Here is a 25,821-nt window from a genome sequence, read left to right as displayed (position 1 = left end):
GGGCTTGAAATCCCCGGCCAGTCGCGCCGGAGACCCATCGGAAAACGGCTCGCAGCCCGAGCACCCAGGTCGATCGGGCGGACCGGTTTTTGGGTTATGTTTCCGCGGCGGCCACGGCGGCTCCCGGAAAACTGACGATGATCGAACATGGCCTCGTGTTGCAGCGTGACATCACGGATGACCGGACTCTCGGTCGCCGCGACATCCGCACGCTGACCCTGGCGGCCCTGGGCGGCGCGCTGGAGTTCTACGACTTCGTGGTGTTCGTGTTTTTCGCGATCCCGCTGAGCCAGCTGTTCTTCCCGCACGACACCGCGCCGTGGCTGGCGCAGCTGCAGGTGTTCGGCATCTTCGCGGCGGGCTACCTCGCGCGGCCGCTGGGCGGCATCGTGATGGCCCACTATGGCGACAAGCTGGGGCGCAAGCGGATGTTCACGCTCAGCGTGTTCCTGATGGCGGTGCCCACGCTGGGTATCGGCCTGCTGCCGGTATACGCGCAGGTCGGCATGCTGGCGCCGCTGGCCTTGCTGTCGCTGCGGGTGGTGCAGGGCATCGCGGTGGGAGGCGAAGTACCCGGCGCGTGGGTGTTCGTGGCCGAGCACGTGCCGGCGCGACGGGTGGGATTTGCCTGCGCCAGCCTCACTTCGGGGCTGACCGTGGGCATCGTGATCGGCTCGCTGGCGGCGGCGGCGATCAACAGCCGGATGAGCCCGGCGACCGTGCTCGATTGGGGCTGGCGCGTGCCGTTCCTGGTCGGCGGCGTGTTCGGTTTCTTAGCGGTGTGGCTGCGGCGCTGGCTCAGCGAGACGCCGGTATTCGAGGCGATGCACGCCCGGCGAGAGCTGGCCAGCGGCCTGCCGCTGCGGCAAGTATTCGAGCAGCATTTTCCCAGTGTGCTGCTGTCGATGCTGGTGACCTGGATGCTCACCGCGGCGATCCTGGTGATCGTCCTGATGACGCCGTCGCTGGTGCAGTCGGTGTTCCATGTGGCGCCGGCGCGGGCGTTCCTCGGCAACACCGTGGCCTCCGTCGCGCTGGCGTTGGGCTGTCTGGGCTATGGCGTCCTGGCGGATCGAATCGGGTTTGCGCGCGCGCTGCTGTTCGGCGCGGCCGGCCTGGTGGTGTGCAGCTACGCGCTGTATCTGGATCTGCGCTTCGGGGCGGCGCATTTCCTCGTGCTGTACGCGCTCGCCGGGCTGGCCGTCGGCGTGGTCGGCGTGGTCCCGGCGCTGATGGTGGTGGCGTTCCCGCCCGCGGTGCGCTTCTCCGGATTGTCGTTCTCGTACAACATCGCCTACGCAGTGTTCGGCGGCATCACGCCGCCGCTGATCGGCCTGCTGGTGAAGCAGTTCGGCGTGCTGGCGCCGGCGCATTACGTGGCGTTCGCCGCGGTGATCGGGATGGGCGTGGCGTACACGCAACTTCGTCGCCGGCATGCGTAGGAGCCCGCTTGCGGGCGATGCTTTTCCCTGCGCGCACGAAGACAAGAGCATCGCCCGCGAGCGGGCTCCTGCCGTGGGCGATCAGAACTCCAGCTCCTGCGCGGCGCACAGATAGTCGACCAGCGGAGCGACGCGCTTGAAGGTGGCGACCGTCCACGGCAGCAGTTCGTCAGAGCAGGCCAGCGCTTCGCTGAAGCCGGTGCTGGCGATGAAATCCTTGCGCTTGAGATCCTCGATCAGCTCATGCGCCGGGTCGTAGCCGCGCGGCGGGCGGATCAGCGATTCACCGGCGAGCTGCAGGTGCTCCCGGAAGGTCTTGCTTCGCGTGGCGCGCTTCCATGCTTCCGGATTGTCGACCAGGAATTCGCGGATGTGCTTCAGTGCGTCCGGTTCCGGATGCCACATGCCGCCACCGGCGAAACAGTCGCCGGGTTCGATGTGGAGGTAGAAACCGGGCGCCTGGATCTCGTGGCGTCGCTCATGGGTGAAACGCGAGCCCTGCCAGGATTTGTACGGCAGCTTGTTGTTGGAGTAGCGCGTGTCGCGGTAGATGCGGTACAGCGAACCGCCGTTCTTGCGCGGGTCGGCGCGGTAGTGCGGGCTGATCTCCGCCAGCGGCGCCTGCAGGTCGGCGATCAGGACGAGGAACGGCTCGCGCACGTGGCGCTCGTAGTCGTCCTTGTGCGCGTGGAACCAGTCGCGATGGTTGTTGCGTTCCAGAGCGCGCAGGAAGCGGAAGGTGGCGGGGGTGAAATAGCTCTTGGGCATGGTGGTTCGTCGAGGGTGGGGCGGGCATTGCGCCGGGCTTTGGGCGTGTCGCGGTGGCGGGCAGCGCCGGCCCTACGTTCCGTCGATGCTGTGGGCGAGTTGCTCGCCCCAGGCCTGCAACTGATCGAGCAGGGGCAGCTTGTCCTGCGCGGCCGGATCGTGGCGCAGCTCGCCGAGGCGGGCGAAGTAGTCATCGAGCGTGAGTCCGGTCAGCGGCGTGTGGCGAGTCAGCCGTGCCTGGCGGAATGCACCCCAACGCACGTGTTCCTCCACGTCCAGCGTCTCGGGCCAGTTGCGCGCGCGGTAGCGGAACAGCAGCTCCGGATAGCGCGGGTCGCGGAATGGAAACGCGCGCGTGCCCAGTTCTGCCGGTGGCGTGGCACGTACCTGGGCCAGCAGGCGCTTGTCGGCATCGGGCAGGAAGCCGTTGTAGAGCGCCAGCTCCGGATCTTCCGGCGGAGGAAACTCCGCGGCGCGCTGGAACACGCGACGCAGCTTTTCGGCCAGCCCGTCGACCGCGCGCAAGGTGTCGCGATGCGCGAGGCAACGCTCCAGGTCGAGTTGCAGGCGCTGCAGGTCCACGCCTTGCAGCACCGACAGCGGCGCCAGCGCCGGTGCGTGGTTTGCCCGCACCGTGCGCAGCGGGATGCGTTCGATGCCTTCGGGGAGATCGGCACGCGGCGTGAAGATGCGGTCGGCGATCTCGTCTTCGTCCAGCGCCAGCCATTCGACCGGATCGGTGGCCAGGTCGTACACGATCACTTCGCCGGCGCGGCCCGGATGCGCGGCCAGCGGCGCGATCAGTGCAAGGCAGTGGCGACTGGCCGGGTAGCGCGAGGAGACGTGCACCAGCGGCGTCATGTTCACCACGTCGAGCAGGTCGAACACCTTCTGCTTGCGGCGCAACGCGTAGTACCAGTCCCACAGTCGCGGTTGGCGCACACGGATCAGCCGGGCCAGGTCGATCAGCGCACGGACGTCGGACAGGGCATCATGCGCCCGCTCCTGGCTGAGCCGGTTCGCGCTGGCCAGGTGCTCCAGCTTGAAACTCGGCGAGCCATCCTCGCGGGTCGGCCAGACAATGCCCTCGGGGCGCAGCGCCTGGCACATGCGCACCAGGTCGATCAGGTCCCAGCGCGAATTGCCGTTCTCCCATTCGCGGCCGTACGGGTCGTGGAAGTTGCGGTAGAGCATCTGCCGGGTGAATTCGTCGTCGAAACGCAGCGAGTTGTAGCCGACTCCGCAGGTGCCTGGTGCGGCCAGCTGTTCATGCACGCGGGCGGCGAAGTCGGCCTCGCCGACGCCCTCGCGCTCGGCCTGCTGCGGCGTGATGCCGGTGATCAGGCAGGCGTCCGGATGAGGCGGCATCTCCAGCGGGGGCTTGCCGTAGAACATCACGGGTTCGCCGACGATTTCCAGCTCCAACGTGGTGCGGATGCCGGCGAACTGCAGTGGGCGGTCGCGGCGTGGATCGGCGCCCGAGGTCTCGTAGTCGTGCCAGAAGAAGGTCTGCATCCGGCGATGATCGCATGCAGGCATCCGTCACGGGCAAGGCTGATAAACTGGGTCGCACAAGGAGATTCCATGAGCCAAGCCAACGAAGAAAACCTGATCTGGATCGATCTGGAGATGACCGGCCTCGACACCGACAATGATTCGATTCTCGAGATCGCCACGGTGGTTACCGACAAGAACCTCAACGTGCTGGCCGATGGCCCGGTCTTCGCGATACGCCATGAAATCGACCGGCTGGAATCCATGGACAGCTGGAACATCAACCAGCATCACAAATCCGGCCTGTGGCGCCAGGTGCTGAACTCGCAGACCGACCACGCGATGGCCGAGCAGGCCACCGTGGAGTTCCTGCGCGCCTGGGTGCCGCCAGGCAAGTCGCCGATGTGCGGCAACTCGATCTGCCAGGACCGGCGCTTCATGCACCGGCAGATGCCGCGGCTGGAGCGCTATTTCCACTATCGCAACCTCGACGTGTCCACGTTGAAGGAACTGGCGCGTCGCTGGGCGCCGGAAATCGCCAAGAGCGTGGGCAAGGAATCGGCGCACACGGCGTTGTCCGACATCCGCGATTCCATCGCCGAGCTGCGCCATTACCGGCGCTACATGGGCGAGCTGGGCGGCACGGGCGGATGAGCCCGCGGGCAGCAGGGCACGGCGCGGAGACATCAGCATGACGAACGAATGGTTTGCACCGGTACTGGACTGCGCCGGTCGCGCCCTGTCGCTGGATCGCCCGCGCGTGGTCGGCATCCTCAACCTCACGCCTGATTCGTTTTCCGACGGCGGCATCCACGCCAACGTGGACGACGCGGTGGCGCACGGCGTGCGCATGGTCGAGGAGGGCGCGGACATGCTCGACGTGGGTGGCGAATCCACCCGTCCCGGCGCCGACGAGGTCTCCGTCGAGGAGGAGTTGCGCCGCGTGCTGCCGGTGATCGAGCAGCTGGCGGCGCGCACGACGGTGCCGATCTCCATCGACACCTCGCGCCCGCAGGTGATGCGCGCGGCGGTGGCCGCGGGTGCGGGCATGATCAACGACGTGTACGCGCTGCGCCGCGACGGGGCGCTGGAGGCGGCAGCCGAGCTGGGCGTGCCGGTGTGCCTGATGCACATGCTGGGCGAGCCGCGCAGCATGCAGGACGACCCGCATTACGACGACGTCGTCGCCGAGGTGCATCGTTTCCTCACCGATCGCCTGTTTGCCTGCGAGCTGGCGGGCATCGACCGGCGCAAGGTGGTGGTCGATCCCGGTTTCGGCTTCGGCAAGACGCTGGAACACAATATTGCGCTGCTGTGCGCGCTGGATCGTTTCACCAGCCTGGGCAGCGGGGTGTACGCCGGTCTCTCGCGCAAGCGCATGATCGGCACCCTGACCGGCCGCGCCACGCCGGCCGATCGCGCGGCCGGTTCGGTGGCCGCGGCGCTGATCGCAGTGCAGCGTGGTGCCCGCATCGTGCGTGTGCATGATGTGTTGCCCACGGTCGATGCGCTGGCGGTATGGAGTGCGGTGCAGGCGGCCGACGCGGCGCCGCGCCGGGACGATCGCCCACCTGCGCCGCGCTGGCCGGACGACGACTGAAAACGCCCCGTTCGATGCGCCCATCCTTTCTCGGAAGATCACGATGACAGAACGCAAGTATTTCGGCACCGACGGTATCCGCGGCCTGGTCGGGCAGTGGCCGATCAGTGCCGATTTCATGCTGCAGCTGGGCCGCGCCGTCGGCGCGGTGCTCGGGCGCGAGGGCGGCGAACGGCCCCGGGTGCTGATCGGCAAGGACACGCGCGTGTCCGGCTACATGTTCGAGGCGGCGCTGGAGGCCGGGCTGGTGGCGGCCGGCGCCGACGTCGGCCTGCTCGGCCCGATGCCCACGCCGGCCGTGGCGTTCCTGACGCGCTCCATGCGTGCGCAGGCCGGCATCGTGATTAGCGCCTCGCACAATCCGCACCACGACAACGGCATCAAGTTCTTCTCCGCCGCCGGCGAGAAGCTCTCCGACGCGGTGGAGCTGGCGATCGAGGCGGAGCTGGAGGCGCCGTTCGCCACGGTCGCCTCCGAGCGCTTGGGCAAGGCCGTGCGCGTCGCCGATGCGGTGGCGCGCTACGCGGAGTTCTGCAAGGCCACGGTAGCCGAGGATTTCAGCCTGCGCGGGATCAAGCTGGTGCTCGACTGCGCGCACGGCGCCACCTACCAGGTCGCGCCGAAAGTGTTTGCCGAACTGGGCGCCGAGGTGGTGGCGATCGGCGACAAGCCCGATGGCTTCAATATCAACGATGGAGTGGGTTCGACCCATCCGGAGGCGTTGCAGCAGGCGGTGCTGGCGCATGCGGCCGACCTGGGCGTGGCGTTCGATGGCGACGGCGATCGGGTGATCCTGGTCGATCGGCATGGCGAACTCGCCGATGGCGACGACATCCTGTTCATCCTCGCCCGACACCTGCGCGCGCAGGGCCTGCTGGCCGGTCCGGTGGTCGGCACCCTGATGAGCAATTTCGGGTTGCAGCAGGCGCTGGATGACCTCGGCGTGCCATTCATCCGCGCCAACGTCGGCGACCGCTACGTCATGCAGCAACTGCAGCAGCACCAGGGTGTGCTGGGTGGTGAAACTTCCGGCCACATCCTTTGCCTGGACCGGGCCAGCACCGGCGACGGCATCATCGCAGCGCTGGCCGTCCTGGAAGCACTGACGCATGCCGGCCATGACCTGGCCAGCGCGCGCCAGGGGCTGCAGAAGTTTCCGCAGGTCATGCTCAACGTGCGCGCCGAGGGTGCGCGCGAGTCGCTGCGGAGCGACGCGGTGCGCGCTGCATTGGGCGAGGTCGAGCGCGTCCTGCAGGGGCGCGGCCGGGTGGTGCTGCGCGCTTCGGGCACCGAGCCGGTGGTACGGGTCACGGTCGAGGGCGCCGACGCGGACGAAGTGCGGCAACTGGCGGATCGCCTCGCCGGAACGGTAAAATCCGCCGCCGAACGCTCGTGAACCTGAGGTAGTACCGGGTCGCCATGGATTGGCCCGACGTGCCCCGCCCCCTGCGGTGGCGGATCAATCGACCGCACGACCCTCCAATGGACGTTCACCCATGAAGCACGTTCCCACCCTCGACATCCGCCGTTACGACAGCGACCGCAACGCCTTCGTCGCGGAAATCGGTGCGGCCTACCGCGAATTCGGTTTCTGCTGCATCAGCGGCCACGGCATCGCGCGCGAGCTGATCGACGGCTCCTACGACGTGTTCCGGCGTTTCTTCGCGCTGCCCACCGAGACCAAGATGAAGTACCACGTGCCGGGCAGCGGCGGTGCGCGCGGCTACACGCCCTTCAAGGTCGAGACGGCCAAGGACAGCCAGTACGCCGACCTCAAGGAGTTCTGGCATATCGGCCGCGAGATCCCGCGCGATTCGAAGTTTGCCGAGCTGATGCCGCCGAACCTCTGGCCGGCCGAGGTGCCCGACTTCAAGCGCTACGGTTACGGCCTGTACGAGGCGCTCGACCAGCTCGGCACGCGCGTGCTTCGCGCGCTGGCGCTGCACATCAGGCAGCCGGAGAACTTTTTCGAGGACAAGACCGACGTCGGCAACTCGATCCTGCGGCCGATCCATTACCCGCCGATCACCGACGAGAATGTGCCGAACGTGCGCGCCGGTGCGCACGAGGACATCAACTTCATCACCCTGCTGGTCGGCGCCAGCGCCGAAGGGCTCGAAGTGCTCACCCGCGAGGGCGAGTGGCTGCCGATCACCACCGAGGGCGACGCGATCGTGGTGAACATCGGCGACATGCTGCAGCGCCTCTCCAACCACGTGTATCCGTCGACCACTCATCGCGTGGTCAACCCGCCGAACGAGAACGCGCGCAAGCCGCGCTACTCGGTGCCGTTCTTCCTGCACCCGAACCCGGACGTGATGCTCGATCCGCTCGATTCCTGCATCACGCCGGACAACCCGCGCCGCTACGACACCTCGATCAGCTCGCACGAATACCTGCTGCAGCGGTTGCGCGAGATCAAGCTGATCTAGGGCCGGGATGCGGGGCGCCCCGTCGGGCGCCCCGCGATGCCGTTGCTACTGGTTTTCCAGCGCGTGGGTGTTCTGCAGGTTGCGGCGGATGTCCTGTTCCAGGTAGTCGATCCAGCCGTTGTAGTTGCGATGGATGCTGCGCTGAGCGCCCTTCTCGCGATAGTTCAGGTTGGTGCTGCGCAGGTAGGTGAGGTTCACCGCCGCGGCGTCGTAGGTGATGCGGATGGTGGCGGTATGTTCGCGAATGTGCAGCGTGCTGAGGATGTCGCCGTCGGCAAGATTGTCCAGGGTCCAGCCGCGACCTTCGAGAGCATTGATGATGCTGGCCTTGACCTGCGCCTGGCTGACCCCGGTCGGCACGGCGATCGGTGCGGCGGGCTTCAGCGGCGCCGAGGTACAGGCAACGAGCGCCAGCGTGGCCAGAAGCACGAGTACCGTCCTTTTCAACAGTCGATCCATGAGAATTCCCCCTGTGTGGTGCAAGCGCGCGGACATGCGCCGCAGGATCATAGCCGACGAACGCAGGCGGTCCGCGGCAAGCTGATTCCGGAGGATTACGCCATCCAGAAGAACACGGCGGTCATGCGCTTGGCCGCCATCTCCAGTCCCCAGTACGCGCTGGCGCTGTGGATCAGGTTGGCCTTGTAGACCAGCAGCCGGTTCCAGCGGTGCGCCACGCGCACGTCTTCGACGAACGCATCCGGGCGCACGAAACGGTTGCCCAGGGCCTCGGCCAGGTTGCGATGCGGCGGCAACACGATGTTGCCGCCGAGCTGGCCGCCGGGCATGCGCTGGCGGAAGAAACTGGTGCCGCAGTGGTCCGGGACGCCCGGGTTGAGGTAGAGCACGGCGGCGTAGCGGCACAGGTGCGAGGAATCGGTGTGCGGCTTCACCGAGCCTTCGACCGAGCCGACGACCTGCACGCAATTGTGGTTGAGCCGGGTGCCGGCTTCGCTATGCTCGACCCAGACCCTGGCCGCACCGGTCAGTGCGCAGACTCGCGCATCCAGTGCCGCCAGTTCCCCATCGAGCAAGGCGGGCATGGCCCGCATGCCGGGCCAGACTTCACCCGTGTGCGGGTAGCCGAGTTCCCAGTCGGTGCGGGCCAGGCAGCGTTCGCGCACTTCACCGGCATTCGCCAGGACATCGTCCACCACCCAGTAATCGCGGCCTTGTTGTGGTTTGCGATAGGGGAGCGGACGCATCTGCGTCGGCATCAGCGACATGTCAGTGGGTTTCCGTGTCGCGATAACGCGTGCCTTGCCGTGCCGACAGCCGCAGTGCCAATCGGTCCGGCATCAGCTGCAGCGCCGTCTTGATGAAACGGTTGATCCGGCCCGGGATGTAGACCGCGTCGCCACGCTCCACCGCGGCAATGCCCCGGCGCACGACCTCGTCGGCGGTCAGCCACATGTAGCCGGGCAGCTTGTCCATTTTTGCGCGCGTGCCGGTGACGTCGTGGAACTCCGACCAGGTGAAGCCCGGGCACAGCGCGCTGACATGGACGCCGCACGCGCTGTTTTCCAGTGCCAGCGCCTGCGAGAACTTGATCAGGTAAGCCTTGCTCGCCGCATACAAGGTGTGGCCGGCCGGCGCCGGAACATGCCCGGCCAGCGAGGCCACGTTGATGATGCGACCGTATCCGCGCTGGCGCATGCCGGGGAGCAATCGCCAGGCCAGCTCGGTGGGCGCGGTGAGCAGCACGCGCAGGAAATCGGCATGCACCGGCCAGTCATTGGCGTCGAACCTGCCGGGCACGCCGTAGCCGGCGTTGTTGACCAGCCAGTCCACCCGCAGGGCGCGTTGCTCCATGGCATGGCAAAGGTCCACCACCGCCGTCGGCTCGCCCAGGTCGCAAGACAGCACCGTGACCGTGGTCGAGTGCGTCGCGTGCAGTTCCGTCGCCAGCTCCTGCAGGCGCTCGGTACGGCGCGCGGTGACCACCAGGTCATGGCCCCGTGCGGCAAGCTGGCGGGCGAACGCCGCACCGATGCCGGAAGAGGCGCCAGTAACCAGGCTGAGCGGGCGAGCAGGTGTCATCGGTGTTCCCTGTGAGTGCCGCCGCGCGTGACCGGCGGGTTTGCCGATGTCGCGGGCGCTGGCTAAGCTTGCCGTTTTGACGGCTACGGAAGCACACCATGCGCAAGAAACTGGTCGCTGGCAACTGGAAGATGCACGGCAGTCGCACGATGGCCGCCGCGCTCGTCGACGAGCTTGCTGCCGCCAAGCCGGCGTCGATCGACGTGAACGTGTTCCCGCCTTTTCCCTACCTGGCCGAACTGGCTGCGCAGCACCGTGACAGCGGCATCGGCTTTGGCGCGCAGGATCTGAGCGAGCACGAAGGGCAGGGCGCGTTCACCGGCGAAGTGTCCGGCGCGATGCTGGCGGATGTCGGCGCGCGCTGGGTGCTGGTGGGCCATTCGGAGCGCCGGCAGTACCACCATGAGGACAACGAGCTGGTGGCGCGCAAGTTCGCCGCTGCACGCGCGGCGGGCCTCACGCCGATCCTGTGCGTGGGCGAAACCCTGCAGCAGCGCGAAGCCGATGCCACCGAAAGCGTGATCGCCGCCCAGCTGCAGGCCGTGCTGCGCAGCTCGGGCATCGCCAGTTTCGACACCGCGGTGATCGCCTACGAGCCGGTCTGGGCGATCGGCACCGGCCGTACCGCCACGCCGGAACAGGCGCAGCAGGTGCATGCGTTCATTCGTAGCCAACTGGAAACCGAAGATGCTACACTTTCCCGTCTGACCCGACTGCTTTACGGCGGTAGCGTCAAGGCGGCGAATGCCGCCGAGTTGTTCGCGCAGGCGGACGTGGACGGTGGCCTGATCGGCGGTGCCTCATTGACTGCTGCGGACTTCCTGGCCATCTGCACCGCCGCACACCAGGCGCCCCAGGGCAGCTAGTACACAGGCTCGAATACAAACCTATGTTCGTCATTTTCAGCGTGTTTTACATCCTGATCGCTGCGGCCATGATCGTGCTGATCCTGCTGCAGAACGGTGCAGGCGCGGATGCCGGTTCCGGTTTCGGCGGCGGCGCGTCGGCTACGGTGTTCGGCGCGCGGGGTTCGTCGACCTTCCTGACCCGCGCCACCGGCGTGCTGGCCGGGCTGTTCTTCCTGCTCAGCCTCGGCATGGGCATTTACCTGCATGCCAACGGCGCGCCACAGCCCGCCGGCGGCGGCCTGGGCGTGATGGCCGGTTCGACGGAACAGCCTGCACCCGCAGCGGCGACACCGCCGGCCGCAACCAACGGTTCGGAAGTACCCGCGGCCAAGCCGGCCGCCGGCAAGGCCGTTCCGGCAGCGGCGCCCGCCGCCACGAACGCAGCGCCGGCCCAGAGCCAGGGCGACGTGCCGCCGGCAAAGCCGTCGGAGCCAACAAAGCACTGAAGCAACACACCTGCCCAGGTGGCGGAACTGGTAGACGCACTACCTTGAGGTGGTAGCGCCGAAAGGCGTGGGGGTTCGAGTCCCCCCTTGGGCACCAATAGACTGTTTCAGGACGTCCGATAGAGTCCGAGAAACACAACGAAACCCGCTACTTGGCGGGTTTTTTTGTGCCCGAGTGTCCCATATCGTCCGATACGGGCCTATTGCATCCGGTCAGAACTGTGAGTAACTTTGGGAGTAACAAGGCCGGGTGGCCGGTTACTCACGGCGGAGTTACTCACATGCTGACCGAGATCAAGCTGCGCTCCCTGCGCCCCCGCGGCGCGCTGTACCGGGTGGCCGACGGTAACGGGCTGGCGGTCGAGGTGCCGACGTCCGGGGCGCTACGCTGGCGCTACCGCTACCGGTTCGACGGCAGGGCCAAGATGCTGAGCCTGGGCACCTATCCGAGCGTGACGCTGGCGCAAGCCCGGCTGAGGCGTGACGCGGCCCGGGCCCAGGTCGCCCAGGGCGTCGACCCCAGCGCCGAACGGCAGGCCAGCAAGGAGGCGAAGGCGGAAGCCGCGGCCCCTGTCCCGACTTTCCGCCTGGTGAGCGAGCAGTGGATGGCCCGGCAGGACGTGGCCGAGATCACCGCGGCGAAGTCCCGCTGGATCTTGGAATCGTTCCTGTACCCGGACCTGGGCAGCCGGCCGATTGGCGAGATCACGGCGCGCGAGCTGCTGGACACCCTGCGCAAGGTCGAGGCCACCGGCAAGCTGGAAACCGCCAAACGGGCCAAGGTGAAGGCGGGGCAGGTGTTCCGCTACGCCATCCTGGAGGGGATCACCGACAACGACCCGACCGGCAGCCTGCGCGGTGCGTTGAAGTCGCCCAGGGTGAAGCATCATGCCGCCATCGTCGACCCGGCCCAAGTGGGCGAGCTGCTGCGCGCGATCGACGGCTTCACCGGCCAGTACGTGACCCTGTGCGCCCTGAAGCTGGCTCCGTTGCTGTTCGTGCGGCCTGGTGAACTGCGACAAGCCGAATGGGCCGAGTTCGACCTGGACGAAGCGATGTGGCGCATCCCCGGCGAGCGCATGAAGATGAAAGCCGCGCACCTGGTGCCGCTGTCCACCCAGGCGGTGGCGATCCTGCGCGAGTTGCAGACCTTCGCCGGCGGAGGCCGCTACGTGTTCCCGGGCCTGCGCACCGCCAGCCGACCCATGAGCGAGAACACTATCAATGCCGCGCTGCGCCGGCTGGGTTACTCCGGTGAGGAAATGACCGGCCACGGCTTCCGCGGCATGGCGGCGACGCGGCTCAACGAAATGGGCTGGAAGCCGGACGCGATCGAGCGCCAGCTGGCCCATGCCGAATCGAACAAGGTGCGCGAGGCCTACACGCACGCCGCGCAGTACCTGGACGAACGCACCCGCATGATGCAGGCGTGGGCGGACTACCTGGATGGCTTGCGCGCTGGCGGCAAGGTAGTCGCGTTCAAGAGCAAGGCTGGTTGAGTCGCACGCGATGCGACGCCGGCATGAAGAATCGGGCCTGGCCCGGTAAGCGGCGGAACCGGGTGTTACGAGCACCCGGCCCGCCTTCCACAACCGTTCCAATGGAGAACGATCATGGCAACGAAAAGTGTAACCGATGAATCCATTCCGCCCTTCAAACCGGTGCTTGAGGATGTTGGCTTCGACAGGAACGGCCTTGCCGAGAGTGCCGTTTGGGCATTGAATGGTGCTGAGGCAATCAGCACGATCATCATGGAGGACATCGACGGAGAGACCAAGGGCAAGTGGTCTGAGGGCTTCCTGTGGCATCTGCATCAAGGGCAGCAAGCCCTTTTGGCTTTCGCGCGTAATCAGACGCAGGCGCTGAGTCATGAGCTTTGGTACACGCACGCACTACTTGGTGACTATGGCGAACAGGCCAAAGCCGACGCGATCGCCAAGATCGAGAAGACAACAGGGGCAATCGCATGAGCACAAAAGGCCGTGATCTCGCCTCATCGGAAAAGCTCTCCGAGATATGCGTGTTGTTCAACTCCATGGAAGCCGTTATCAGCAGCCTTTACGACGCACTGGAAGAGTTTGGTAGTGACGGTGGACAAGCCTACGGACTGGCGATGACCCTCGAAAATCTCAACAATCAGGTAGGCCGGCACGCCGGCGCCATCTGACCGTTTCAACGCCGCGCCTAGGCTGATCCCCGAAAACCGGGCACCTTCCCCGGCTGGCGCGGCACCTGTTGAAGGGCGCAGAGGTGTGCGCGTGTCGACCCGTCCTGATTTCACTGCCGATCAAGTGCGCGAGCTGAAAAGTCTTGGCTTGTGTGATGAGCAAGTGGGTGAATTGCGCACCGCATTGAGCGTAGTTCGCCGAACACTATTCAAGCCCGCCGCACGCAATGCCGTGAAAGCAGTTTTGAAAGATGTGGAGAAGCGTTCAACCGAACTGATGCAGGTGCTTGCCGCCATAGCCGTTCCATCGGACGCCGCGCGAGGCGAGGCACTTGGCCGAATCGAGGAGGGCTATTGGCAAGGAGACCGCATGGATGATGACGGCCCTACGTCGATGCATCACTTGATTCCTCGCCTGCACGCACTGGCGGTGGCTGCACGGGATGGCGTCGCGACTATGCCAAGTGGGCCGACGCGGTATAGCAGCGCCGACCCAAGGCCTGTGAATGCGATTGATCGCGCACTGCTGTATGGCTGGACAAAGGCATATGGCCCCCGAGTGGGAACAACATACGGCCATGAAACTCTTGCCGACATGGTTGCAGATGCCAAGGCGAACCCGCCAGCACCACCGTACCCTGCCGAGTTTGATGCGTCGCGTTCGCCTGGCTGTGTCTTTTCTCGGGTGGTTGGAATCTGCTACGCGGCAGTGGGTGGGAATCCCGATCCCGATCGTGCAATCAGGAATTATCTTGAGATCAAGCGGGCGACCTTCCGGGAGGCGATGGAGGCATTTGAGGAAGGGGTGAAGAGCGCAGCGCGAAAGCCAAAATAGACGTTGGACAGAACGCCCCTTCTTCTCTGATGTTGTGTCCTATCGGGCAATCAATCAGGTGCATATTGTCCGTGACCATCCAAACCCGCAAAGGATGGTCACATGAGTACCGAAGTCATCGCATCCCGCGCTTACCTGCGCGTTTCTGAAATCGCCAACAATCGCCGAACGGGTGAGCCTGGCCTGCTGTGTGTCTCGGCCGCGACGTGGTGGGCATGGGTCAAGGCCGGCAAGGCGCCCCAGCCCATCAAGCTGTCCCCCGGCGTCACTGTCTGGCGGTATGCCGACGTAGTGGCCTTCGTCGAGTCACTGGCCGGGGACGCCGCATGATCCGCCCCAAAAGCAGCACCGCCCCGACGCGGGAACGTCGAGGCGGCAAGGTGTTGCGCACTGTCTGGCGTCGATTGTATCGCTTCGCCGAGCGCCTGGACGGCTGCGGCGAGTGCGCCGTTGCCGTGTGCATCGTGGCGTTGTCCTTGCTGATCGTGCTGGGGGTGTTGCGATGAACGCCACCATGCTGCTGTCCCGATTGGACGGCGTGCGCCGTAGTGGCGACGGTTGGCGCGCGAACTGTCCGAATGGTCACGCGAAGGCGCGCGGTTCGCTGTCGATCACGGAAGCCGACGACGGACGCATTCTGCTGGCGTGCTTTGCCTGCCACGACACCCCAGCCATTCTCGGCACGCTGGGCCTTGAGCTAGCCGACCTGTTCCCTGAGCGCATCCGCGACCCGTCGCCGGAAGCGCGCCAGCGTGCGCGCGAGGCGTTCAGGCGCAGTGCCTGGGCTGCCGCGCTCGGGGTGCTGGGCCGCGAGTCGCTGGTGGTAATGCTGGCCGCACGCGACATGCTCGCCGGCAAGGCGCTGCCTGCCGGCGACGTGGAGCGGCTGGAGCAGGCAGAGGAGCGCATTACACGGGCGCGAGAGGTGCTGGCATGACGCACGCCACCGAACCGTTACCGCCGGCGATTCGCTCGCTGGAGGATCGGGCAGACAGAGAGCTGGCGATGCTGGATCGCGTGAAGCCTTCCGCGCAATCCGCTGCCGAATCGAAGGGCGAGACACCGGAACCCGACTGCATCGAACTCGCCATGCGGGAGCTGGACAGCGACCCCGGCGCCCTGTTCACGCGCGATGTACTGGACGCGCTGGCCAAGGTACGGCAGGCCGACCCGGCGCGGTATCAGCGCGTGCGTGCTGCTGCGAAAGCAGCGAAGGTCAGCGTCGGCGAGCTGGACAAGTTGACCACGCCGAAGGACGACGCCGGCACCGTTGAGCTGTTTCCAGACGTGGATCCGTGGCCCTCGCCCGTGGACGGCGCGGCCATGCTCGCGGGCATATACCGGATCATCGCGCAGCACGTCATCGCCGATCCGCCCACGATCTGCGCGGCGGCCTTGTGGGTGGCGCACACCTACTGCATGGACGCGCTCACCGTGTCGCCGCTGGCGCATATCAGCGCGCCGGAAATGCGCTGCGGCAAGACGGTACTACTCACGGCGATGATGCGGCTTTGCCATCGCCCGTTGTCGGTGGCGAGCATTTCCCCGGCGGCGATCTTTCGCACGGTGGAGCGCTGGGCGCCGACGCTGGGCATTGACGAGGTGGACGCTTTCCTGAAAGACAACGAGGAAGCGCGCGGGCTGATCAATTCCGGCCTGTACCGCGAGACCGCCGTGGTCATCCGCTGCACGGGCGACGACAACACGCCGACGCAGTTCAGCACCTGGGCGCCGAAGATCCTTTGTGGCATCGGCAAGCTGGCTGGGACCATCGAGGATCGTTCCATTCCGCTGCGCATGCGGCGCAAGGCGGCCGGCGAGGTAGCCGCCAACATCCGGCGATCCGACCCGCAACCGTGGGCCGACCTTCAAGCGCAGTTGACGCGCTGGGCGGATGACCGACGCCACGCGGTCGGCATGGCGCACCCGGCACCCGCGGCGGGCCTGGGCGACCGCGCGCAAGACTGCTGGGAACCGTTGCTTGCCATCGCCGACGAGGTGGGCGGGGAATGGCCGCGGCGGGCACGCGCGGCGGCCTTGGCGCTTCACGGCGTGGAGGAGGAAACCCCAAGCATCGGCGTCGAGTTGCTGCGGGACGTCAAGACCGTGTTCGATGAACGAGGCGCCAGCCGCATCGCCAGCAAGGAGCTTCTCCGCGCGCTCATTGATGACGAAGAAACGCCCTGGTCGACGTGGAACCGCGGCAAACCGCTCACCGTTCGCCAGCTCGCTGCGCGTCTGAGTGAGTTCGCCATCAGGCCGAAGGATGCACGTTTGCCGGGCGGCGCAAAGCTCAAGAGCTACATGCTTGCGGACTTCCGCGAAGCCTTCCGCCGTTACCTTTCGGACGACACCCCCTTTTCAAGCGCGACACCGCGACAACCGCATAGCAGTGCGGTTTCCGGGGCATTGCCATCCGAGACACATGCACCTGCGTCGCGGATGGAGGAAACCCTGCAGCCCGCACCAGACAAGGCTTGTCGCGGTGTCGCGGATAAAAGCACCCCTCTGGCCGAAAGAGACAACGCAGGCGAGCAAATCGGGAGTGTGACGATATGACCACCATTGAAGTCCTGTTGATCGCCTGGGCCGCTGGTCTCGTTCTCGACCGTCGCGGAGACCAGATCGTCGTGCATGGGCTCAAGCCCGGTTCCCCGCCCGAACTGCTGCACATGCTTCGCGAGCACAAGCCGCAGTTGCTGGCGCTCATGACAGACCGTGAAACGACCGAGCCGCAGCAATGACTATGACGCTCCCTACTACGAACCGGCGCGCCGCGGACTTCCGGGATTTCCTGAGCGAAATTGGGGTAACGCAGGCGCAGATGGACGCCGCTGCATTGACGCTGCCGGCCCCCATCCACGTCGCCAGCGATTGCAGGCATCGCGTGTCGCCTTCAGCCATTGAGGGGCTCGGCGTGTTCAGTGGCAGCGGTCTCAAGACAGGAGAGCACGTGTGCACGCTCATGGTTGGCAGCGGGTGGACGACGTGCGGCCGCTACATCAACCACGACCCCGACCCCAATAGCGTGGCCGTCCTCGTGCGAGAGGGTTTGATTGGCATGGCGGCACGCCAGATCAATGACGGTGACGAGATCACCTTGAATTATCGGCAAGTCAGAGACGCACTCCTGGCACGCCATGAAGGCCGCGGCCGACTTGATCCAACAGGCGCAGCAGGGCCACCGATGAATACGTCATCCAACCGATCAGGCACCACGCGGCGCGGCCTTTCTGATGACTACGCTGGCGATGATCCGGATTCATGCAATGCGCCGACGAAGTCCGGCCGGCCTTGCCGCGCTCTGGCGCTGTACTCAGGGCGTTGCAAGTTGCACGGCGGATTCAGTGATGGGTCACGGCCAGCGAAGGGAAAGGCAATGGTTGCCCGAAACTTGCGACTTGCACGTGAGCGCCTCGTGGAGCAGGTAGAGGCGGTGCTGAGTCGGGTGCGGCGATAGGCGGGTCACCAATTCCGCCAGCATCGCGCGCGCGCCCGCGCGCGCACGAGGCGGATCCAAAAGTCATGATCTCGTTACACGGTGCGAGATGTGCGATCGTGCACGCGAAGTCGTCAGAGCTGACGGCGCCCGAATTTGCAAAGTAGAAAGGAGTGGAAATGGCCGGATGGACGAGGGAATCCATGAAATACGCGATCGTCTTTTTCGTTTTCATGGTGGCTTCTATGGCAAACGCGGCTGAGCATGGCGGTGGACAGGCGAGTTCAGAAGCGGCGGCCGTGTATCGATGCACAGGTCCTGAGGGCAGGGTGACGTACGCCAGCGCGCCCCGGATCGGATGTGTCGTGACATTCACCTATGCGACCGCCAAAGCGAAAGCCGGGCTATCGACAGTTTTCGGTCTTGGACAGGCGTCTTGCGGCTCCTACTTGCAGAGCCGCTCACAGTGGCAGCGCCCTGGGGTTTCCGACGCCTACACCCATTGGCTCGCCGGCTTTGCCTCTGGTGTGAGTGCGCAGCGTGGGCGAGAGATCGCAACTGACTTTCCGGGGATGGAGGAATGGATCAAGCAGTACTGCGGAAAGGACCCGACCGTCCCTCTGATTTCTGCCGCGTGGGCCTTCTTCCAAGAAACAGGGAAATAGCAGCTTGGTGTGAGTAACTTTGAGAGTAACTTTCCTTGTGGTGTCTCGAAAGCTTTGGTATTCCTTACATTGTGATGCCCCCCTTGGCACCAACCCTGACCTTGGCCATCTGCGGCCAGGATCGCGAACAGCCGCCGCAAGGCGGCTTTTTCGTTCGATGGCTGCGTGGGCCATGGCGCTTGCATCTCGATCGTTCCAGGCATGTGCACGGCGAGTTTCCGCACAGCTTCCGTAGGATTGCACCGACATATCGGCAGCGGACTGGCGTGCCATCCTGCCTGCGTTTGCGGGGATGAGGGTTAGGGGCTGATGTCCGGCGTCATGCAAGGGGATGGCTGCATGCTGACGATTTCGCTGCGCTGCTCGGGATACGGCTGGAGCGTGTGTCGGCACGATGCCGCACTGTTCAGCCAGTTGCCGCTGCGGCAGGCGATCGAACTGGCGCGAACCGTTGCGCGTGACGAACACCGGCGTTCGCGCCAGCCGGTCCGCGTCGAGATGGCGGGTGCGCGCGGGCATGTCGTGCTGGCCCGTTTCGCGAAGGCGGACGACGGTCAGGGGATGCATCCGGCCCTCGACACCCGCTGTACAGGGGCCTGATTGGCGGGCGCGCGCGGTCGGTGCAGTTCAGTGCAAGAATCTGTGCCGGCCGCTTGCAATGGGGTGGCGGCCGGCCTACTTTCAAACAACCCAACCAAGGAGGGCGTCACGTGATCAGTGTGGTCCTGGTGGACGATCATGAGCTGGTGCGCACCGGCTTTCAGATGATCCTGAAACAGCAGCCGGACATCGAGGTCAGCGGCGAGGCGGGCAGTGCGGAAGAAGGCTTGCGCCTGATTCGCAACCTGTCGCCGGACATCGCCCTGGTGGACGTGCACATGCCCGGGATGAGCGGGATCGAGCTCACCGAACGGGTGAACCGATCCAAGCTGTCGACCCACATCGTCATCGTGACCGTGGTCGACGACGCGCGTTTCCCCAAGCGCCTGCTCGATGCCGGCGCGCTGGGTTACCTGACCAAGGGTTGCAACGCGGACGAGCTGGTGGCGGCCGTGCGACAGGTGGCTGGCGGGCGCCGCTACCTGGCCCCGGCGGTGGCTCAGCAACTTGCGTTGGCCACGCTCGACGGCAGCGTCTCGCCGTTCGATGCGCTCTCCAGCCGGGAGCTGGAAGTGGCCATGATGCTGGTGCGCGGCAAGCCGCTCACGATCATCGGCGAGCAGCTCAACCTGAGCCCGAAAACCGTCTCCACCTACAAGCAGCGCCTGATGGAGAAGTTGCAGGTGGATCATGTGCTCAGCCTTGCGCATCTGATGACCGTGCATGGCCTGATCGACACGCCCAGCCATCACGTCGGCAATTGAGCGCGGTTCGGTCCGGCTGACCGCCGGTACCGGATTCCGGGCACAAAAAAAACCGGACTCGCGTCCGGTTTTTTCGTTTCGACACCAGGCTGAATCAGCCGTGCGATTCACCACTCGAACGACCGTCCTCCGGCCGCGGCTCCGCTCGCGGTTTGTCGGCTTCGCTTGCCTGGACGTGAGGCGTCGCGTTGCCGGATGAGGCGAGCAGGTCGCCCTGCTTGGGCAACGATGCGGCGACCGGTGCCTGCGCGTGGGTCGTCGGGCCCGTCGATGGCTCAAGCGGTGTCGTGGCAGGCGTGACGACAGGCGCCGCCGGCGCGGTGGTCGGCCGAACGGTGTCGGCAGTGTCGGCCGCTGGGGTGGCCGGCGTCGGAGTCGCCAATGGCGCGGCCACCGGTGCCGCAGCGATTGCCACGCGAACCGGCGATTCGGTCGGCCGCGGGCCGGCGGGCAGGCTGGATGCCCCCGTCTGGGCCACCGCCGGTTCCGGGTGGAGGGACGTCGCATCACCAGCGACGCGATCAGCATGGCGCGGCGGCGGCGACTCGACCCGAACCTGGGTATCGGCACTGCGTGGTGGCGTCGCGGTAGCGGACAGGGTGGCCTGGGTCGGCGCCGGTTCGGCATCGGTCGATGGCGCAGCGGAATCGGGGATCGGCGGCAGCGTCGGCAGGATGAAGCTGGCGGCGGGCAAGGCAACAGCCGGCTTGTCCATGGACTTGTCGGAAGGCACGGTGCCGGTCGCCGAGAGGATCTTGTCGGTTGCCGGTTCCCGCGCGCTCGTCGGTGCAGACGACGAAGGTGCGGTCACGGCGGAGATGCCGGCAGGGGCCGGAGCGTGGTGCGACTCCGTCTCCTTCGATGCTGCGGCCAGCGCATCCGGCGTCGCGGCGGGACGTGGCGTGCGGCGCGCAGCGGCGGTCACGGTGTCGGCGGTAGCCGGCGCCTTGCCGGGCTCGTCGCGGTCCTCGTCGTCCAGCGCTTCGGCTTGCGTCGAATCCAGCGAACCGTCGACGGCGGTCGTGTCGTCATGACGGCGACGGCGACGGCCGCCACGGCGGCCGCGGCGGCGACGCGACGTGCCGGCATCACCCTCGGCTGCCGAGTCGGTCGGATTCTCGTTCTCGCCCGGCGCCGTCGGAACCACTTCGGCGGCACCGGCGGCGAGCAGGGCTGCGGCCTTGGCAGCCTCATCCGTTGCCTCGATGGGCGCGCGCTCGGCACGCTCGGCGCGCGGCGCCCGCTCCGGACGCGGCTGTTGCGGTGCGCGCTCGGGGCGTGACGCGGCGGCGGACTCGACGGCCGGCGCGGGCCTGGCCTGCCGCTCGGCACGCGCGTTCTGGCTCTGCGGCTGAGCGGGCGAACGCGACGCCGCTTCGTTGGTGCGTTGGCGATTGTTGCGCGCTTGCTGCTGGGCGCCGGACTTCTGGCTTTGCGGCGATGGCGAGTCGCGGCGCGGCTGGCGGGCGGATGATGCCTGCGTGCCATTCGTGCCGCGCGTGGCGTTGCGCGGACCGTTCTCCTCGCGGCGATTGCGTGCGCTGCTGGTCGGTGCCGGGGCGGGCGTGGGCGCGGCGGCTTCGGCATTGCGGAACCAGCCGAACAGGCGCGAGAGCAGGCCGCCGGTCGGAGCGGCGACGGCAGCACGCGGGGCAGGCATCGGGCGTCGCGGCGCCGGCTGCGTTGCCGCCACCGGGGCCGGCACTTCCTCGCGCACCGGGGCAGGGCTGCCCGGCACGATGCCGCTCACGGCGGGCTGCTCGCCGCTGCCCAGGGTCTGGCCCATCTTCGGCAAGTCCGTGGCGGTCACGGCGGTGAGCATTTCGTAGCTGGGCTTGCTGTGCTCGCCCATGTCCGCTTCGCGGATGCGCTGGATCTCGATGTGCGGGGTCTGGAGCTTTTCGTCGGCGACGATCATCACGTGCACCTTGTGGCGCAGTTCGATCTCGACCACGCTGGCGCGCTTTTCGTTGAGCAGGAAATTGACCACGCTCGAAGGAGCCTGCACCAGCACCTGGCCGGTGTTGTCCTTCATTGCGTGTTCCTCGATCAGGCGCAGGGTCGACAGCGACAGCGATTCCACGCCGCGGATATGGCCGTGGCCTTCGCAACGCGGGCAGGTGATCTGGGTGGCTTCGCCGAGGCTGGGGCGCAGCCGCTGGCGCGACATCTCGAGCAGGCCGAAACGCGAGATCCGGCCGACCTGCACGCGGGCGCGATCGAGCTTCAGCGCTTCCTTCAGGCGATCCTCCACCTCGCGCTGGTGGCGCGGACTGTCCATGTCGATGAAGTCGATCACGATCAGGCCGCCGGCATCGCGGATGCGCGCCTGGCGCGCCACTTCCACCGCGGCCTCGCAGTTGGTGTTGAACGCGGTCTCCTCGATGTCGCTGCCCTTGGTCGCCTTCGACGAGTTGACGTCGATGGCGGTCAGCGCCTCGGTCTGGTCGATCACGATCGAGCCGCCCGACGGCAGCCGCACCTGGCGGTCGAACGCGCTTTCGATCTGCGTCTCGATCTGGTAGCGGGTGAACAGCGGGGTGTCGTCCTGGTACAGCTTGAGCTTGCGCAATGCGTTCGGCATTACCTGCTGCATGAACTCGCGCGCGTCGTTGAACAGCGGCTCGTCGTCGATCAGGATCTCGCCGATGTCGCTGCGCAGGTAGTCACGCAGGGCACGGATGAACAGCTTGGATTCCTGGTAGATCAGGAATGGCGCCTTCTGCTTGCCGGCCGCCTCGGAGATCGACTTCCACAGGGTCAGCAGGTAGTCCAGGTCCCACTGCAGTTCTTCGGCGTCGCGGCCCAGGCCGGCGGTACGCACGATCAGGCCGACGTCATCCGGCACGGTGACGTGGTCCAGCGCCTCCTTCAGCGCCTGCCGGTCCTCGCCCTCGATCCGGCGCGACACGCCGCCGGCTTTCGGGTTGTTCGGCATCAGCACCATGTAGCGGCCGGCCAAGCTGATGAAGGTGGTCAGCGCAGCGCCCTTGTTGCCGCGCTCTTCCTTCTCCACCTGCACGACCACTTCCTGGCCTTCCTTGACCAGCTCGCGGATGCTCGACTTGTGGTGGTCGAGGCCCGGCGTGAAGTACTCGCGGGAGATTTCCTTCAGCGGCAGGAAGCCGTGGCGCTCGGCGCCGTACTCGACGAAGCAGGCCTCGAGCGAAGCCTCGACCCGGGTGATTCGGCCCTTGTAGATATTGGACTTTTTCTGCTCCCGCGAAGGGATTTCGATGTCCAGGTCGTACAGGTTCTGGCCATCGACAATGGCCACGCGCAACTCTTCACGCTGAGTCGCGTTGATCAACATGCGTTTCATGGTGGTTATCCTCGGCTTGGCCGCGCGTCGCGAGCCACGGTGGCGCCTGGAATGGCGGCCTGCCGGGAATCGCGCCGCAGCGGTTAAGCGGCAAAAAAACGGCACCGTTGCCGGTGTCGGGGATGATTCGGTCAGCTGCGCCTGCTGTCGCAATGCCGTATGGCAACGGACAAACACCAGCCCAAACCGTTACGATGAAAGGGAGCCGCGACCGGCTACCCCAAGGGCAACCGGCGCAATCCTCGCCGACGTCACGGGCGGGCACTCCACCCGATCCAGGCAACAGACGGATGGAAACCAGCGCCCGGCGAGTATCCTATCTAAGCAGGTTTTTTTCAATGCAGACGGCAACTTCCCGGGACGCACCTCACGGTGTACGTCAAGTCGAGATCGGCCCGGAGCGCGACGGGCAGCGCATCGACAACGCCCTGGTGACCCTGCTCAAGGGCGTACCCAAGAGCATGATTTACCGACTGTTGCGCACCGGACAGGTGCGCGTGAACGGGAAACGGGCCAAACCCGATACGCGTCTCGCTGACGGTGATACGCTGCGTATCCCGCCGGTGCGGGTGGCCGACAAGGTCGAGGGTCGGGGGCCGGCCGAGGGACAGGTGGCCGAGGTCGCCGAGGCGGTCATCTTCGAGGACAAGCATTTCCTGGTCATCGACAAGCCGGCCGGCGTGGCCAGCCACGGCGGCAGCGGGATCAGCCATGGGGCGATCGAGCTGCTGCGCGCGGCGCGTCCGCAGGAACACCTGGAACTGGTGCATCGGCTCGACCGCGATACCAGCGGTGTGTTGGTGTTTGCCCGTACCCGGGCGGGGCTGACCGGGCTGCAGGCGGCGATCCGGGCCGGCGAGGTCACCAAGCAGTACCTGTGTTTGATGCTGGGGCACCCGGCCAAGGCCAAGTTCGATGTCAATGCGCCGCTGCTGAAGTCGATCATGCAGGGCGGCGAGCGCATGGTGCGGGTGGCCGAGAGCGGCAAGCCGTCGCTGACTTTCTTCCGCGAAATGGAGCAGTACCCCAGCGCGCGCCTGATGCAGGCCACCCTGGGAACCGGCCGCACCCACCAGATTCGCGTGCATGCAGCGCACATCGGCCATCCGCTGGCTGGCGACCCGAAGTACGGCGATCGCGAGATGAACAAGCGCTACCGCGAGATGGGGCTGCACCGGATGTTCCTGCATGCGGCCCACCTGAGCTTCGACCTCGACGGGCGTTCCTACAGTTTCTCGGCGCCGCTGCCGGCGGACCTGAAGGATTTCCTCGACACGCTGGCCGTCAAGGGCAAGCGGCTGGTCTATACCCGCGAGAAGTCGCGTACCGACTTCTGATCACCGCGCCAGCAGGGCGTCGACCCGCGCGGCGCAGATGAAGTCGTTCATCGACAGCCCGCCCACGTCGTGGGTCGACCACAACAGCTGGCAATGGCCGTAGCCTGCTTCGATGTCCGGGTGGTGATCCTCGTGGTTGGCCATGAAGCCCACGGCATTGATGAAGCCCAGGGTGCGGTGGAAATCCTCGAACTTGAAATCCTTGACGATGGCCTTGCCGTCCTCGCGCAGTTGCCAGCCCGGCAATGCGCGCAGGAGCTTGGCGGCTTCCTCGGCAGCGAGCGCGTGCTGCTTGCCCTTGCGCGGTTGGCAGTGCTGGTTCGACAGTTCGGTGGCGTTCATCGCAAGGCTCCATGCAGGTTTGAAGTGAGAAGGGAAGGGTCGAAGCTGGCACGCGAAAAGTCAAAGCGCATGGCGACGCCAGCCATTGGACTCGAAACTGGACTAAAATGGTGCTGATTCACCGGTGAGGGCTCGCCGCCCCCGGTCCATGAACAGCGGAGCCAGGCATGATCGACATTTCCCCGCGGGCGCAGCAGCACTTCCTGCGCCTGCTTGACCAGCAAGGCATCGAGGGGCTGGGCATTCGCCTGCGGGTCACGGCGCCGGGCACGCCGGCGGCCAACTGCGAGCTGGAGTTCTGCGAGCCTGCCGATCTGGCAGGTGGCGAATGGACGATCGAGTGCGCCGGTTTCGAGTTCCATGTCGATGGCGACAGCGCCAGCTGGCTGGACCAGGCCAGCATCGACTTCGAGCCCAACGCCACCGGCGGCCAGCTCAACATCCGCGCGCCGAAGATCAAGGGGCACGTGCCCGGCGTGGATGCCGGCGTGATCGAGCGCGTGCGCTACGTGATCGAGGCGGAGATCAATCCGCGGCTGGCGTCGCATGGCGGGCGGGTGACCTTGCTGGAAGTCGATGCCGATGGCGCGGTGGTGCTGCAGTTCGGCGGCGGCTGCCATGGCTGCGGCATGGTCGATGTCACCTTGAAGCAAGGTGTGGAAAAGACCTTGCGCGAGCAGGTCCCCGAAGTCACCGCGGTGCGCGACGCCACCGATCACTCCGGCGGCGAGAAACCGTACTACAGCCGGCACGAAGGCAAGTCGGCGATGGCCTGAATCCGGGCCCGCCTATCCCGCAGTCAACAAAAAGGCCCGCATGGCGGGCCTCTTGTTGCCACGTCGGCGAGCTTCAGTTGTCACCGCCGATATGACCTTTCAGCGTGTCCAGCTTGCCGGGCAGGCTGGAGAAGTAGGCCGAGATGTCTTCGATGTCCTGGTCGGACAGCGTGGCCACCATGCCCTTCATGATCGGATTGTCGCGCTGGCCGCTCTTGTACTCGTGCAGGACCTGCTGCAGATAAAGGTTGTACTGGCCGGCCAGCCGCGGGTATTGCGGATCGACCGAGTTGCCGTCCGTGCCGTGGCAGGCGAAACAGGTGGCGGCCTTCGTCTTGCCGTTGGCGGCATTGCCGTTGGCGAGCGCTGCGGTGGAAGCGAATGCCAGCACGGCGCCGAAGGAGATCAGGGTAAGCACACGGTTCATGCGGAAGATCCTTGGCG

General features: G+C 66.2%; 30 protein-coding genes and 1 tRNA gene. 23 read left to right on the top strand and 8 right to left on the bottom strand.

What is annotated here, in order from left to right; genetic code table 11:
• Positions 1-137 precede the first annotated feature (137 nt).
• A complete protein-coding gene (locus tag ACVCMC_RS05870; RefSeq protein WP_447099013.1) occupies positions 138-1,442 on the top strand; it encodes an MFS transporter in 1,305 nt (434 codons plus the stop codon).
• A gap of 81 nt (positions 1,443-1,523) precedes the next feature.
• On the opposite strand, the gene ACVCMC_RS05865 is transcribed toward ACVCMC_RS05870, so the two are convergent.
• Both ACVCMC_RS05865 and sbcB read right to left on the bottom strand, forming a co-directional pair.
• A complete protein-coding gene (locus ACVCMC_RS05865) occupies positions 1,524-2,210 on the bottom strand; it encodes a DUF2461 domain-containing protein (protein WP_447099012.1) in 687 nt (228 codons plus the stop codon).
• Between the two features lie 72 nt (positions 2,211-2,282).
• Positions 2,283-3,725, bottom strand: a complete 1,443-nt coding sequence (gene sbcB, locus ACVCMC_RS05860) for an exodeoxyribonuclease I (protein ID WP_447099011.1) — start codon at positions 3,723-3,725, stop codon at positions 2,283-2,285.
• Positions 3,726-3,794: 69 nt separating this feature from the next.
• On the opposite strand from sbcB, the gene orn reads away from it, so the two are divergent.
• The 4 genes from orn to ACVCMC_RS05840 all read left to right on the top strand — a co-directional run bounded on the left by orn (position 3,795) and on the right by ACVCMC_RS05840 (position 7,736).
• Positions 3,795-4,358 carry an oligoribonuclease gene (orn, locus tag ACVCMC_RS05855; RefSeq protein ID WP_395118278.1) on the top strand — a complete coding sequence of 188 codons (564 nt, stop codon included), beginning with the start codon at positions 3,795-3,797 and terminating at the stop codon, positions 4,356-4,358.
• A 37-nt stretch (positions 4,359-4,395) separates the two neighbouring features.
• Positions 4,396-5,304 carry a dihydropteroate synthase gene (gene folP / locus ACVCMC_RS05850; RefSeq protein WP_447099010.1) on the top strand — a complete coding sequence of 303 codons (909 nt, stop codon included), beginning with the start codon at positions 4,396-4,398 and terminating at the stop codon, positions 5,302-5,304.
• A 43-nt stretch (positions 5,305-5,347) separates the two neighbouring features.
• Positions 5,348-6,700 carry a phosphoglucosamine mutase gene (glmM, locus tag ACVCMC_RS05845; RefSeq protein WP_447099009.1) on the top strand — a complete coding sequence of 451 codons (1,353 nt, stop codon included), beginning with the start codon at positions 5,348-5,350 and terminating at the stop codon, positions 6,698-6,700.
• A 100-nt stretch (positions 6,701-6,800) separates the two neighbouring features.
• On the top strand, positions 6,801-7,736 hold the full coding sequence (locus ACVCMC_RS05840) for an isopenicillin N synthase family dioxygenase (RefSeq protein ID WP_447099008.1): 936 nt from the start codon (positions 6,801-6,803) through the stop codon (positions 7,734-7,736).
• 45 nt (positions 7,737-7,781) lie between these two features.
• On the opposite strand, the gene ACVCMC_RS05835 is transcribed toward ACVCMC_RS05840, so the two are convergent.
• The 3 genes from ACVCMC_RS05835 to ACVCMC_RS05825 all read right to left on the bottom strand — a co-directional run bounded on the left by ACVCMC_RS05835 (position 7,782) and on the right by ACVCMC_RS05825 (position 9,776).
• On the bottom strand, positions 7,782-8,195 hold the full coding sequence (locus tag ACVCMC_RS05835; RefSeq protein WP_447099007.1) for a hypothetical protein: 414 nt from the start codon (positions 8,193-8,195) through the stop codon (positions 7,782-7,784).
• A 95-nt stretch (positions 8,196-8,290) separates the two neighbouring features.
• Positions 8,291-8,962 (bottom strand): DUF6445 family protein, encoded by a 672-nt coding sequence (locus ACVCMC_RS05830; protein ID WP_447099006.1) that lies wholly within the window; start codon positions 8,960-8,962, stop codon positions 8,291-8,293.
• A gap of 1 nt (position 8,963) precedes the next feature.
• The gene (locus tag ACVCMC_RS05825; RefSeq protein ID WP_447099005.1) at positions 8,964-9,776 is read right to left on the bottom strand and encodes an SDR family NAD(P)-dependent oxidoreductase; all 813 of its coding nucleotides are present in this window, start codon (positions 9,774-9,776) and stop codon (positions 8,964-8,966) included.
• 98 nt (positions 9,777-9,874) lie between these two features.
• Here ACVCMC_RS05825 and tpiA point away from each other — a divergent pair, with 98 nt between their 5' ends.
• The 16 genes from tpiA to ACVCMC_RS05745 all read left to right on the top strand — a co-directional run bounded on the left by tpiA (position 9,875) and on the right by ACVCMC_RS05745 (position 19,600).
• Complete coding sequence (tpiA, locus tag ACVCMC_RS05820; protein ID WP_447099004.1) at positions 9,875-10,642, top strand: triose-phosphate isomerase; 768 nt, start codon at positions 9,875-9,877, stop codon at positions 10,640-10,642.
• 23 nt (positions 10,643-10,665) lie between these two features.
• Entirely contained in the window at positions 10,666-11,130 is a 465-nt protein-coding gene (gene secG / locus ACVCMC_RS05815) for a preprotein translocase subunit SecG (RefSeq protein ID WP_447099003.1), read from the top strand.
• Positions 11,131-11,142: 12 nt separating this feature from the next.
• A tRNA-Leu gene (locus tag ACVCMC_RS05810) sits at positions 11,143-11,227 on the top strand.
• A gap of 184 nt (positions 11,228-11,411) precedes the next feature.
• A complete protein-coding gene (locus tag ACVCMC_RS05805; RefSeq protein ID WP_447099002.1) occupies positions 11,412-12,629 on the top strand; it encodes a tyrosine-type recombinase/integrase in 1,218 nt (405 codons plus the stop codon).
• 114 nt (positions 12,630-12,743) lie between these two features.
• Positions 12,744-13,100, top strand: coding sequence for a hypothetical protein (locus ACVCMC_RS05800; RefSeq protein WP_447099001.1), 357 nt, complete (start codon positions 12,744-12,746; stop codon positions 13,098-13,100).
• Positions 13,097-13,297, top strand: coding sequence for a hypothetical protein (locus tag ACVCMC_RS05795; RefSeq protein ID WP_447099000.1), 201 nt, complete (start codon positions 13,097-13,099; stop codon positions 13,295-13,297). The genes ACVCMC_RS05800 and ACVCMC_RS05795 overlap by 4 nt, the downstream gene beginning before the upstream one ends.
• A 91-nt stretch (positions 13,298-13,388) precedes the next feature.
• The gene (locus ACVCMC_RS05790; RefSeq protein WP_447098999.1) at positions 13,389-14,132 is read left to right on the top strand and encodes a hypothetical protein; all 744 of its coding nucleotides are present in this window, start codon (positions 13,389-13,391) and stop codon (positions 14,130-14,132) included.
• Between the two features lie 102 nt (positions 14,133-14,234).
• Positions 14,235-14,462, top strand: coding sequence for a helix-turn-helix transcriptional regulator (locus tag ACVCMC_RS05785; RefSeq protein ID WP_447098998.1), 228 nt, complete (start codon positions 14,235-14,237; stop codon positions 14,460-14,462).
• Positions 14,459-14,638 (top strand): hypothetical protein, encoded by a 180-nt coding sequence (locus tag ACVCMC_RS05780; RefSeq protein WP_447098997.1) that lies wholly within the window; start codon positions 14,459-14,461, stop codon positions 14,636-14,638. Before ACVCMC_RS05785 ends, ACVCMC_RS05780 begins: the two co-directional genes overlap by 4 nt.
• Positions 14,635-15,069, top strand: a complete 435-nt coding sequence (locus ACVCMC_RS05775) for a hypothetical protein (protein ID WP_447098996.1) — start codon at positions 14,635-14,637, stop codon at positions 15,067-15,069. Before ACVCMC_RS05780 ends, ACVCMC_RS05775 begins: the two co-directional genes overlap by 4 nt.
• Positions 15,066-16,691 carry a DUF3631 domain-containing protein gene (locus ACVCMC_RS05770; RefSeq protein WP_447098995.1) on the top strand — a complete coding sequence of 542 codons (1,626 nt, stop codon included), beginning with the start codon at positions 15,066-15,068 and terminating at the stop codon, positions 16,689-16,691. Before ACVCMC_RS05775 ends, ACVCMC_RS05770 begins: the two co-directional genes overlap by 4 nt.
• Positions 16,688-16,876, top strand: coding sequence for a hypothetical protein (locus tag ACVCMC_RS05765; protein WP_447098994.1), 189 nt, complete (start codon positions 16,688-16,690; stop codon positions 16,874-16,876). The genes ACVCMC_RS05770 and ACVCMC_RS05765 overlap by 4 nt, the downstream gene beginning before the upstream one ends.
• Positions 16,873-17,592, top strand: a complete 720-nt coding sequence (locus ACVCMC_RS05760) for an HGGxSTG domain-containing protein (protein WP_447098993.1) — start codon at positions 16,873-16,875, stop codon at positions 17,590-17,592. The genes ACVCMC_RS05765 and ACVCMC_RS05760 overlap by 4 nt, the downstream gene beginning before the upstream one ends.
• A 182-nt stretch (positions 17,593-17,774) precedes the next feature.
• Positions 17,775-18,236 carry a DUF4124 domain-containing protein gene (locus ACVCMC_RS05755; RefSeq protein WP_447098992.1) on the top strand — a complete coding sequence of 154 codons (462 nt, stop codon included), beginning with the start codon at positions 17,775-17,777 and terminating at the stop codon, positions 18,234-18,236.
• A 339-nt stretch (positions 18,237-18,575) separates the two neighbouring features.
• The gene (locus tag ACVCMC_RS05750) at positions 18,576-18,836 is read left to right on the top strand and encodes a hypothetical protein (RefSeq protein WP_447098991.1); all 261 of its coding nucleotides are present in this window, start codon (positions 18,576-18,578) and stop codon (positions 18,834-18,836) included.
• Between the two features lie 110 nt (positions 18,837-18,946).
• Entirely contained in the window at positions 18,947-19,600 is a 654-nt protein-coding gene (locus ACVCMC_RS05745; protein WP_447098990.1) for a response regulator, read from the top strand.
• 94 nt (positions 19,601-19,694) lie between these two features.
• Here ACVCMC_RS05745 and ACVCMC_RS05740 read toward each other — a convergent pair whose 3' ends face one another.
• Positions 19,695-22,922 (bottom strand): Rne/Rng family ribonuclease, encoded by a 3,228-nt coding sequence (locus ACVCMC_RS05740; protein ID WP_447099458.1) that lies wholly within the window; start codon positions 22,920-22,922, stop codon positions 19,695-19,697.
• A gap of 338 nt (positions 22,923-23,260) precedes the next feature.
• On the opposite strand from ACVCMC_RS05740, the gene ACVCMC_RS05735 reads away from it, so the two are divergent.
• Entirely contained in the window at positions 23,261-24,259 is a 999-nt protein-coding gene (locus ACVCMC_RS05735; protein WP_447099457.1) for an RluA family pseudouridine synthase, read from the top strand.
• Here the strand turns inward: ACVCMC_RS05735 and ACVCMC_RS05730 are convergent, their stop codons facing one another.
• Positions 24,260-24,601 (bottom strand): 4a-hydroxytetrahydrobiopterin dehydratase, encoded by a 342-nt coding sequence (locus tag ACVCMC_RS05730; protein WP_395118305.1) that lies wholly within the window; start codon positions 24,599-24,601, stop codon positions 24,260-24,262.
• 167 nt (positions 24,602-24,768) lie between these two features.
• On the opposite strand from ACVCMC_RS05730, the gene ACVCMC_RS05725 reads away from it, so the two are divergent.
• Positions 24,769-25,377 carry an NfuA family Fe-S biogenesis protein gene (locus ACVCMC_RS05725; RefSeq protein ID WP_395118307.1) on the top strand — a complete coding sequence of 203 codons (609 nt, stop codon included), beginning with the start codon at positions 24,769-24,771 and terminating at the stop codon, positions 25,375-25,377.
• Positions 25,378-25,450: 73 nt separating this feature from the next.
• Here the strand turns inward: ACVCMC_RS05725 and ACVCMC_RS05720 are convergent, their stop codons facing one another.
• Positions 25,451-25,804, bottom strand: coding sequence for a c-type cytochrome (locus ACVCMC_RS05720; RefSeq protein WP_395118309.1), 354 nt, complete (start codon positions 25,802-25,804; stop codon positions 25,451-25,453).
• Between the last annotated feature and the right edge of the window lie 17 nt (positions 25,805-25,821).

The sequence above is a fragment of the Rhodanobacter sp. UC4452_H20 genome, from assembly GCF_052978205.1.
The sequence above is the reverse complement of the archived record's forward strand: the minus strand, read 5'-3'. Positions and strand labels throughout refer to the sequence as shown.

Excerpts from the sequence above, each read along its gene's own strand:
- sbcB (WP_447099011.1), bottom strand. The coding sequence starts at position 3,725 with ATGCAGACCTTCTTCTGGCACGACTACGAGACCTCGGGCGCCGATCCA.
- ACVCMC_RS05720 (WP_395118309.1), bottom strand. The coding sequence starts at position 25,804 with ATGAACCGTGTGCTTACCCTGATCTCCTTCGGCGCCGTGCTGGCATTC.
- ACVCMC_RS05805 (WP_447099002.1), top strand. The coding sequence starts at position 11,412 with ATGCTGACCGAGATCAAGCTGCGCTCCCTGCGCCCCCGCGGCGCGCTG.
- tpiA (WP_447099004.1), top strand. The coding sequence starts at position 9,875 with ATGCGCAAGAAACTGGTCGCTGGCAACTGGAAGATGCACGGCAGTCGC.
- ACVCMC_RS05780 (WP_447098997.1), top strand. The coding sequence starts at position 14,459 with ATGATCCGCCCCAAAAGCAGCACCGCCCCGACGCGGGAACGTCGAGGC.
- ACVCMC_RS05870 (WP_447099013.1), top strand. The coding sequence starts at position 138 with ATGATCGAACATGGCCTCGTGTTGCAGCGTGACATCACGGATGACCGG.
- ACVCMC_RS05765 (WP_447098994.1), top strand. The coding sequence starts at position 16,688 with ATGACCACCATTGAAGTCCTGTTGATCGCCTGGGCCGCTGGTCTCGTT.
- ACVCMC_RS05825 (WP_447099005.1), bottom strand. The coding sequence starts at position 9,776 with ATGACACCTGCTCGCCCGCTCAGCCTGGTTACTGGCGCCTCTTCCGGC.
- ACVCMC_RS05800 (WP_447099001.1), top strand. The coding sequence starts at position 12,744 with ATGGCAACGAAAAGTGTAACCGATGAATCCATTCCGCCCTTCAAACCG.
- glmM (WP_447099009.1), top strand. The coding sequence starts at position 5,348 with ATGACAGAACGCAAGTATTTCGGCACCGACGGTATCCGCGGCCTGGTC.
- ACVCMC_RS05785 (WP_447098998.1), top strand. The coding sequence starts at position 14,235 with ATGAGTACCGAAGTCATCGCATCCCGCGCTTACCTGCGCGTTTCTGAA.
- ACVCMC_RS05750 (WP_447098991.1), top strand. The coding sequence starts at position 18,576 with ATGCTGACGATTTCGCTGCGCTGCTCGGGATACGGCTGGAGCGTGTGT.
- ACVCMC_RS05755 (WP_447098992.1), top strand. The coding sequence starts at position 17,775 with ATGAAATACGCGATCGTCTTTTTCGTTTTCATGGTGGCTTCTATGGCA.
- ACVCMC_RS05725 (WP_395118307.1), top strand. The coding sequence starts at position 24,769 with ATGATCGACATTTCCCCGCGGGCGCAGCAGCACTTCCTGCGCCTGCTT.
- secG (WP_447099003.1), top strand. The coding sequence starts at position 10,666 with ATGTTCGTCATTTTCAGCGTGTTTTACATCCTGATCGCTGCGGCCATG.
- ACVCMC_RS05775 (WP_447098996.1), top strand. The coding sequence starts at position 14,635 with ATGAACGCCACCATGCTGCTGTCCCGATTGGACGGCGTGCGCCGTAGT.
- ACVCMC_RS05730 (WP_395118305.1), bottom strand. The coding sequence starts at position 24,601 with ATGAACGCCACCGAACTGTCGAACCAGCACTGCCAACCGCGCAAGGGC.
- ACVCMC_RS05770 (WP_447098995.1), top strand. The coding sequence starts at position 15,066 with ATGACGCACGCCACCGAACCGTTACCGCCGGCGATTCGCTCGCTGGAG.
- ACVCMC_RS05865 (WP_447099012.1), bottom strand. The coding sequence starts at position 2,210 with ATGCCCAAGAGCTATTTCACCCCCGCCACCTTCCGCTTCCTGCGCGCT.
- folP (WP_447099010.1), top strand. The coding sequence starts at position 4,396 with ATGACGAACGAATGGTTTGCACCGGTACTGGACTGCGCCGGTCGCGCC.
- ACVCMC_RS05795 (WP_447099000.1), top strand. The coding sequence starts at position 13,097 with ATGAGCACAAAAGGCCGTGATCTCGCCTCATCGGAAAAGCTCTCCGAG.
- ACVCMC_RS05830 (WP_447099006.1), bottom strand. The coding sequence starts at position 8,962 with ATGTCGCTGATGCCGACGCAGATGCGTCCGCTCCCCTATCGCAAACCA.
- ACVCMC_RS05760 (WP_447098993.1), top strand. The coding sequence starts at position 16,873 with ATGACTATGACGCTCCCTACTACGAACCGGCGCGCCGCGGACTTCCGG.
- orn (WP_395118278.1), top strand. The coding sequence starts at position 3,795 with ATGAGCCAAGCCAACGAAGAAAACCTGATCTGGATCGATCTGGAGATG.
- ACVCMC_RS05835 (WP_447099007.1), bottom strand. The coding sequence starts at position 8,195 with ATGGATCGACTGTTGAAAAGGACGGTACTCGTGCTTCTGGCCACGCTG.
- ACVCMC_RS05840 (WP_447099008.1), top strand. The coding sequence starts at position 6,801 with ATGAAGCACGTTCCCACCCTCGACATCCGCCGTTACGACAGCGACCGC.
- ACVCMC_RS05740 (WP_447099458.1), bottom strand. The coding sequence starts at position 22,922 with ATGAAACGCATGTTGATCAACGCGACTCAGCGTGAAGAGTTGCGCGTG.
- ACVCMC_RS05735 (WP_447099457.1), top strand. The coding sequence starts at position 23,261 with ATGCAGACGGCAACTTCCCGGGACGCACCTCACGGTGTACGTCAAGTC.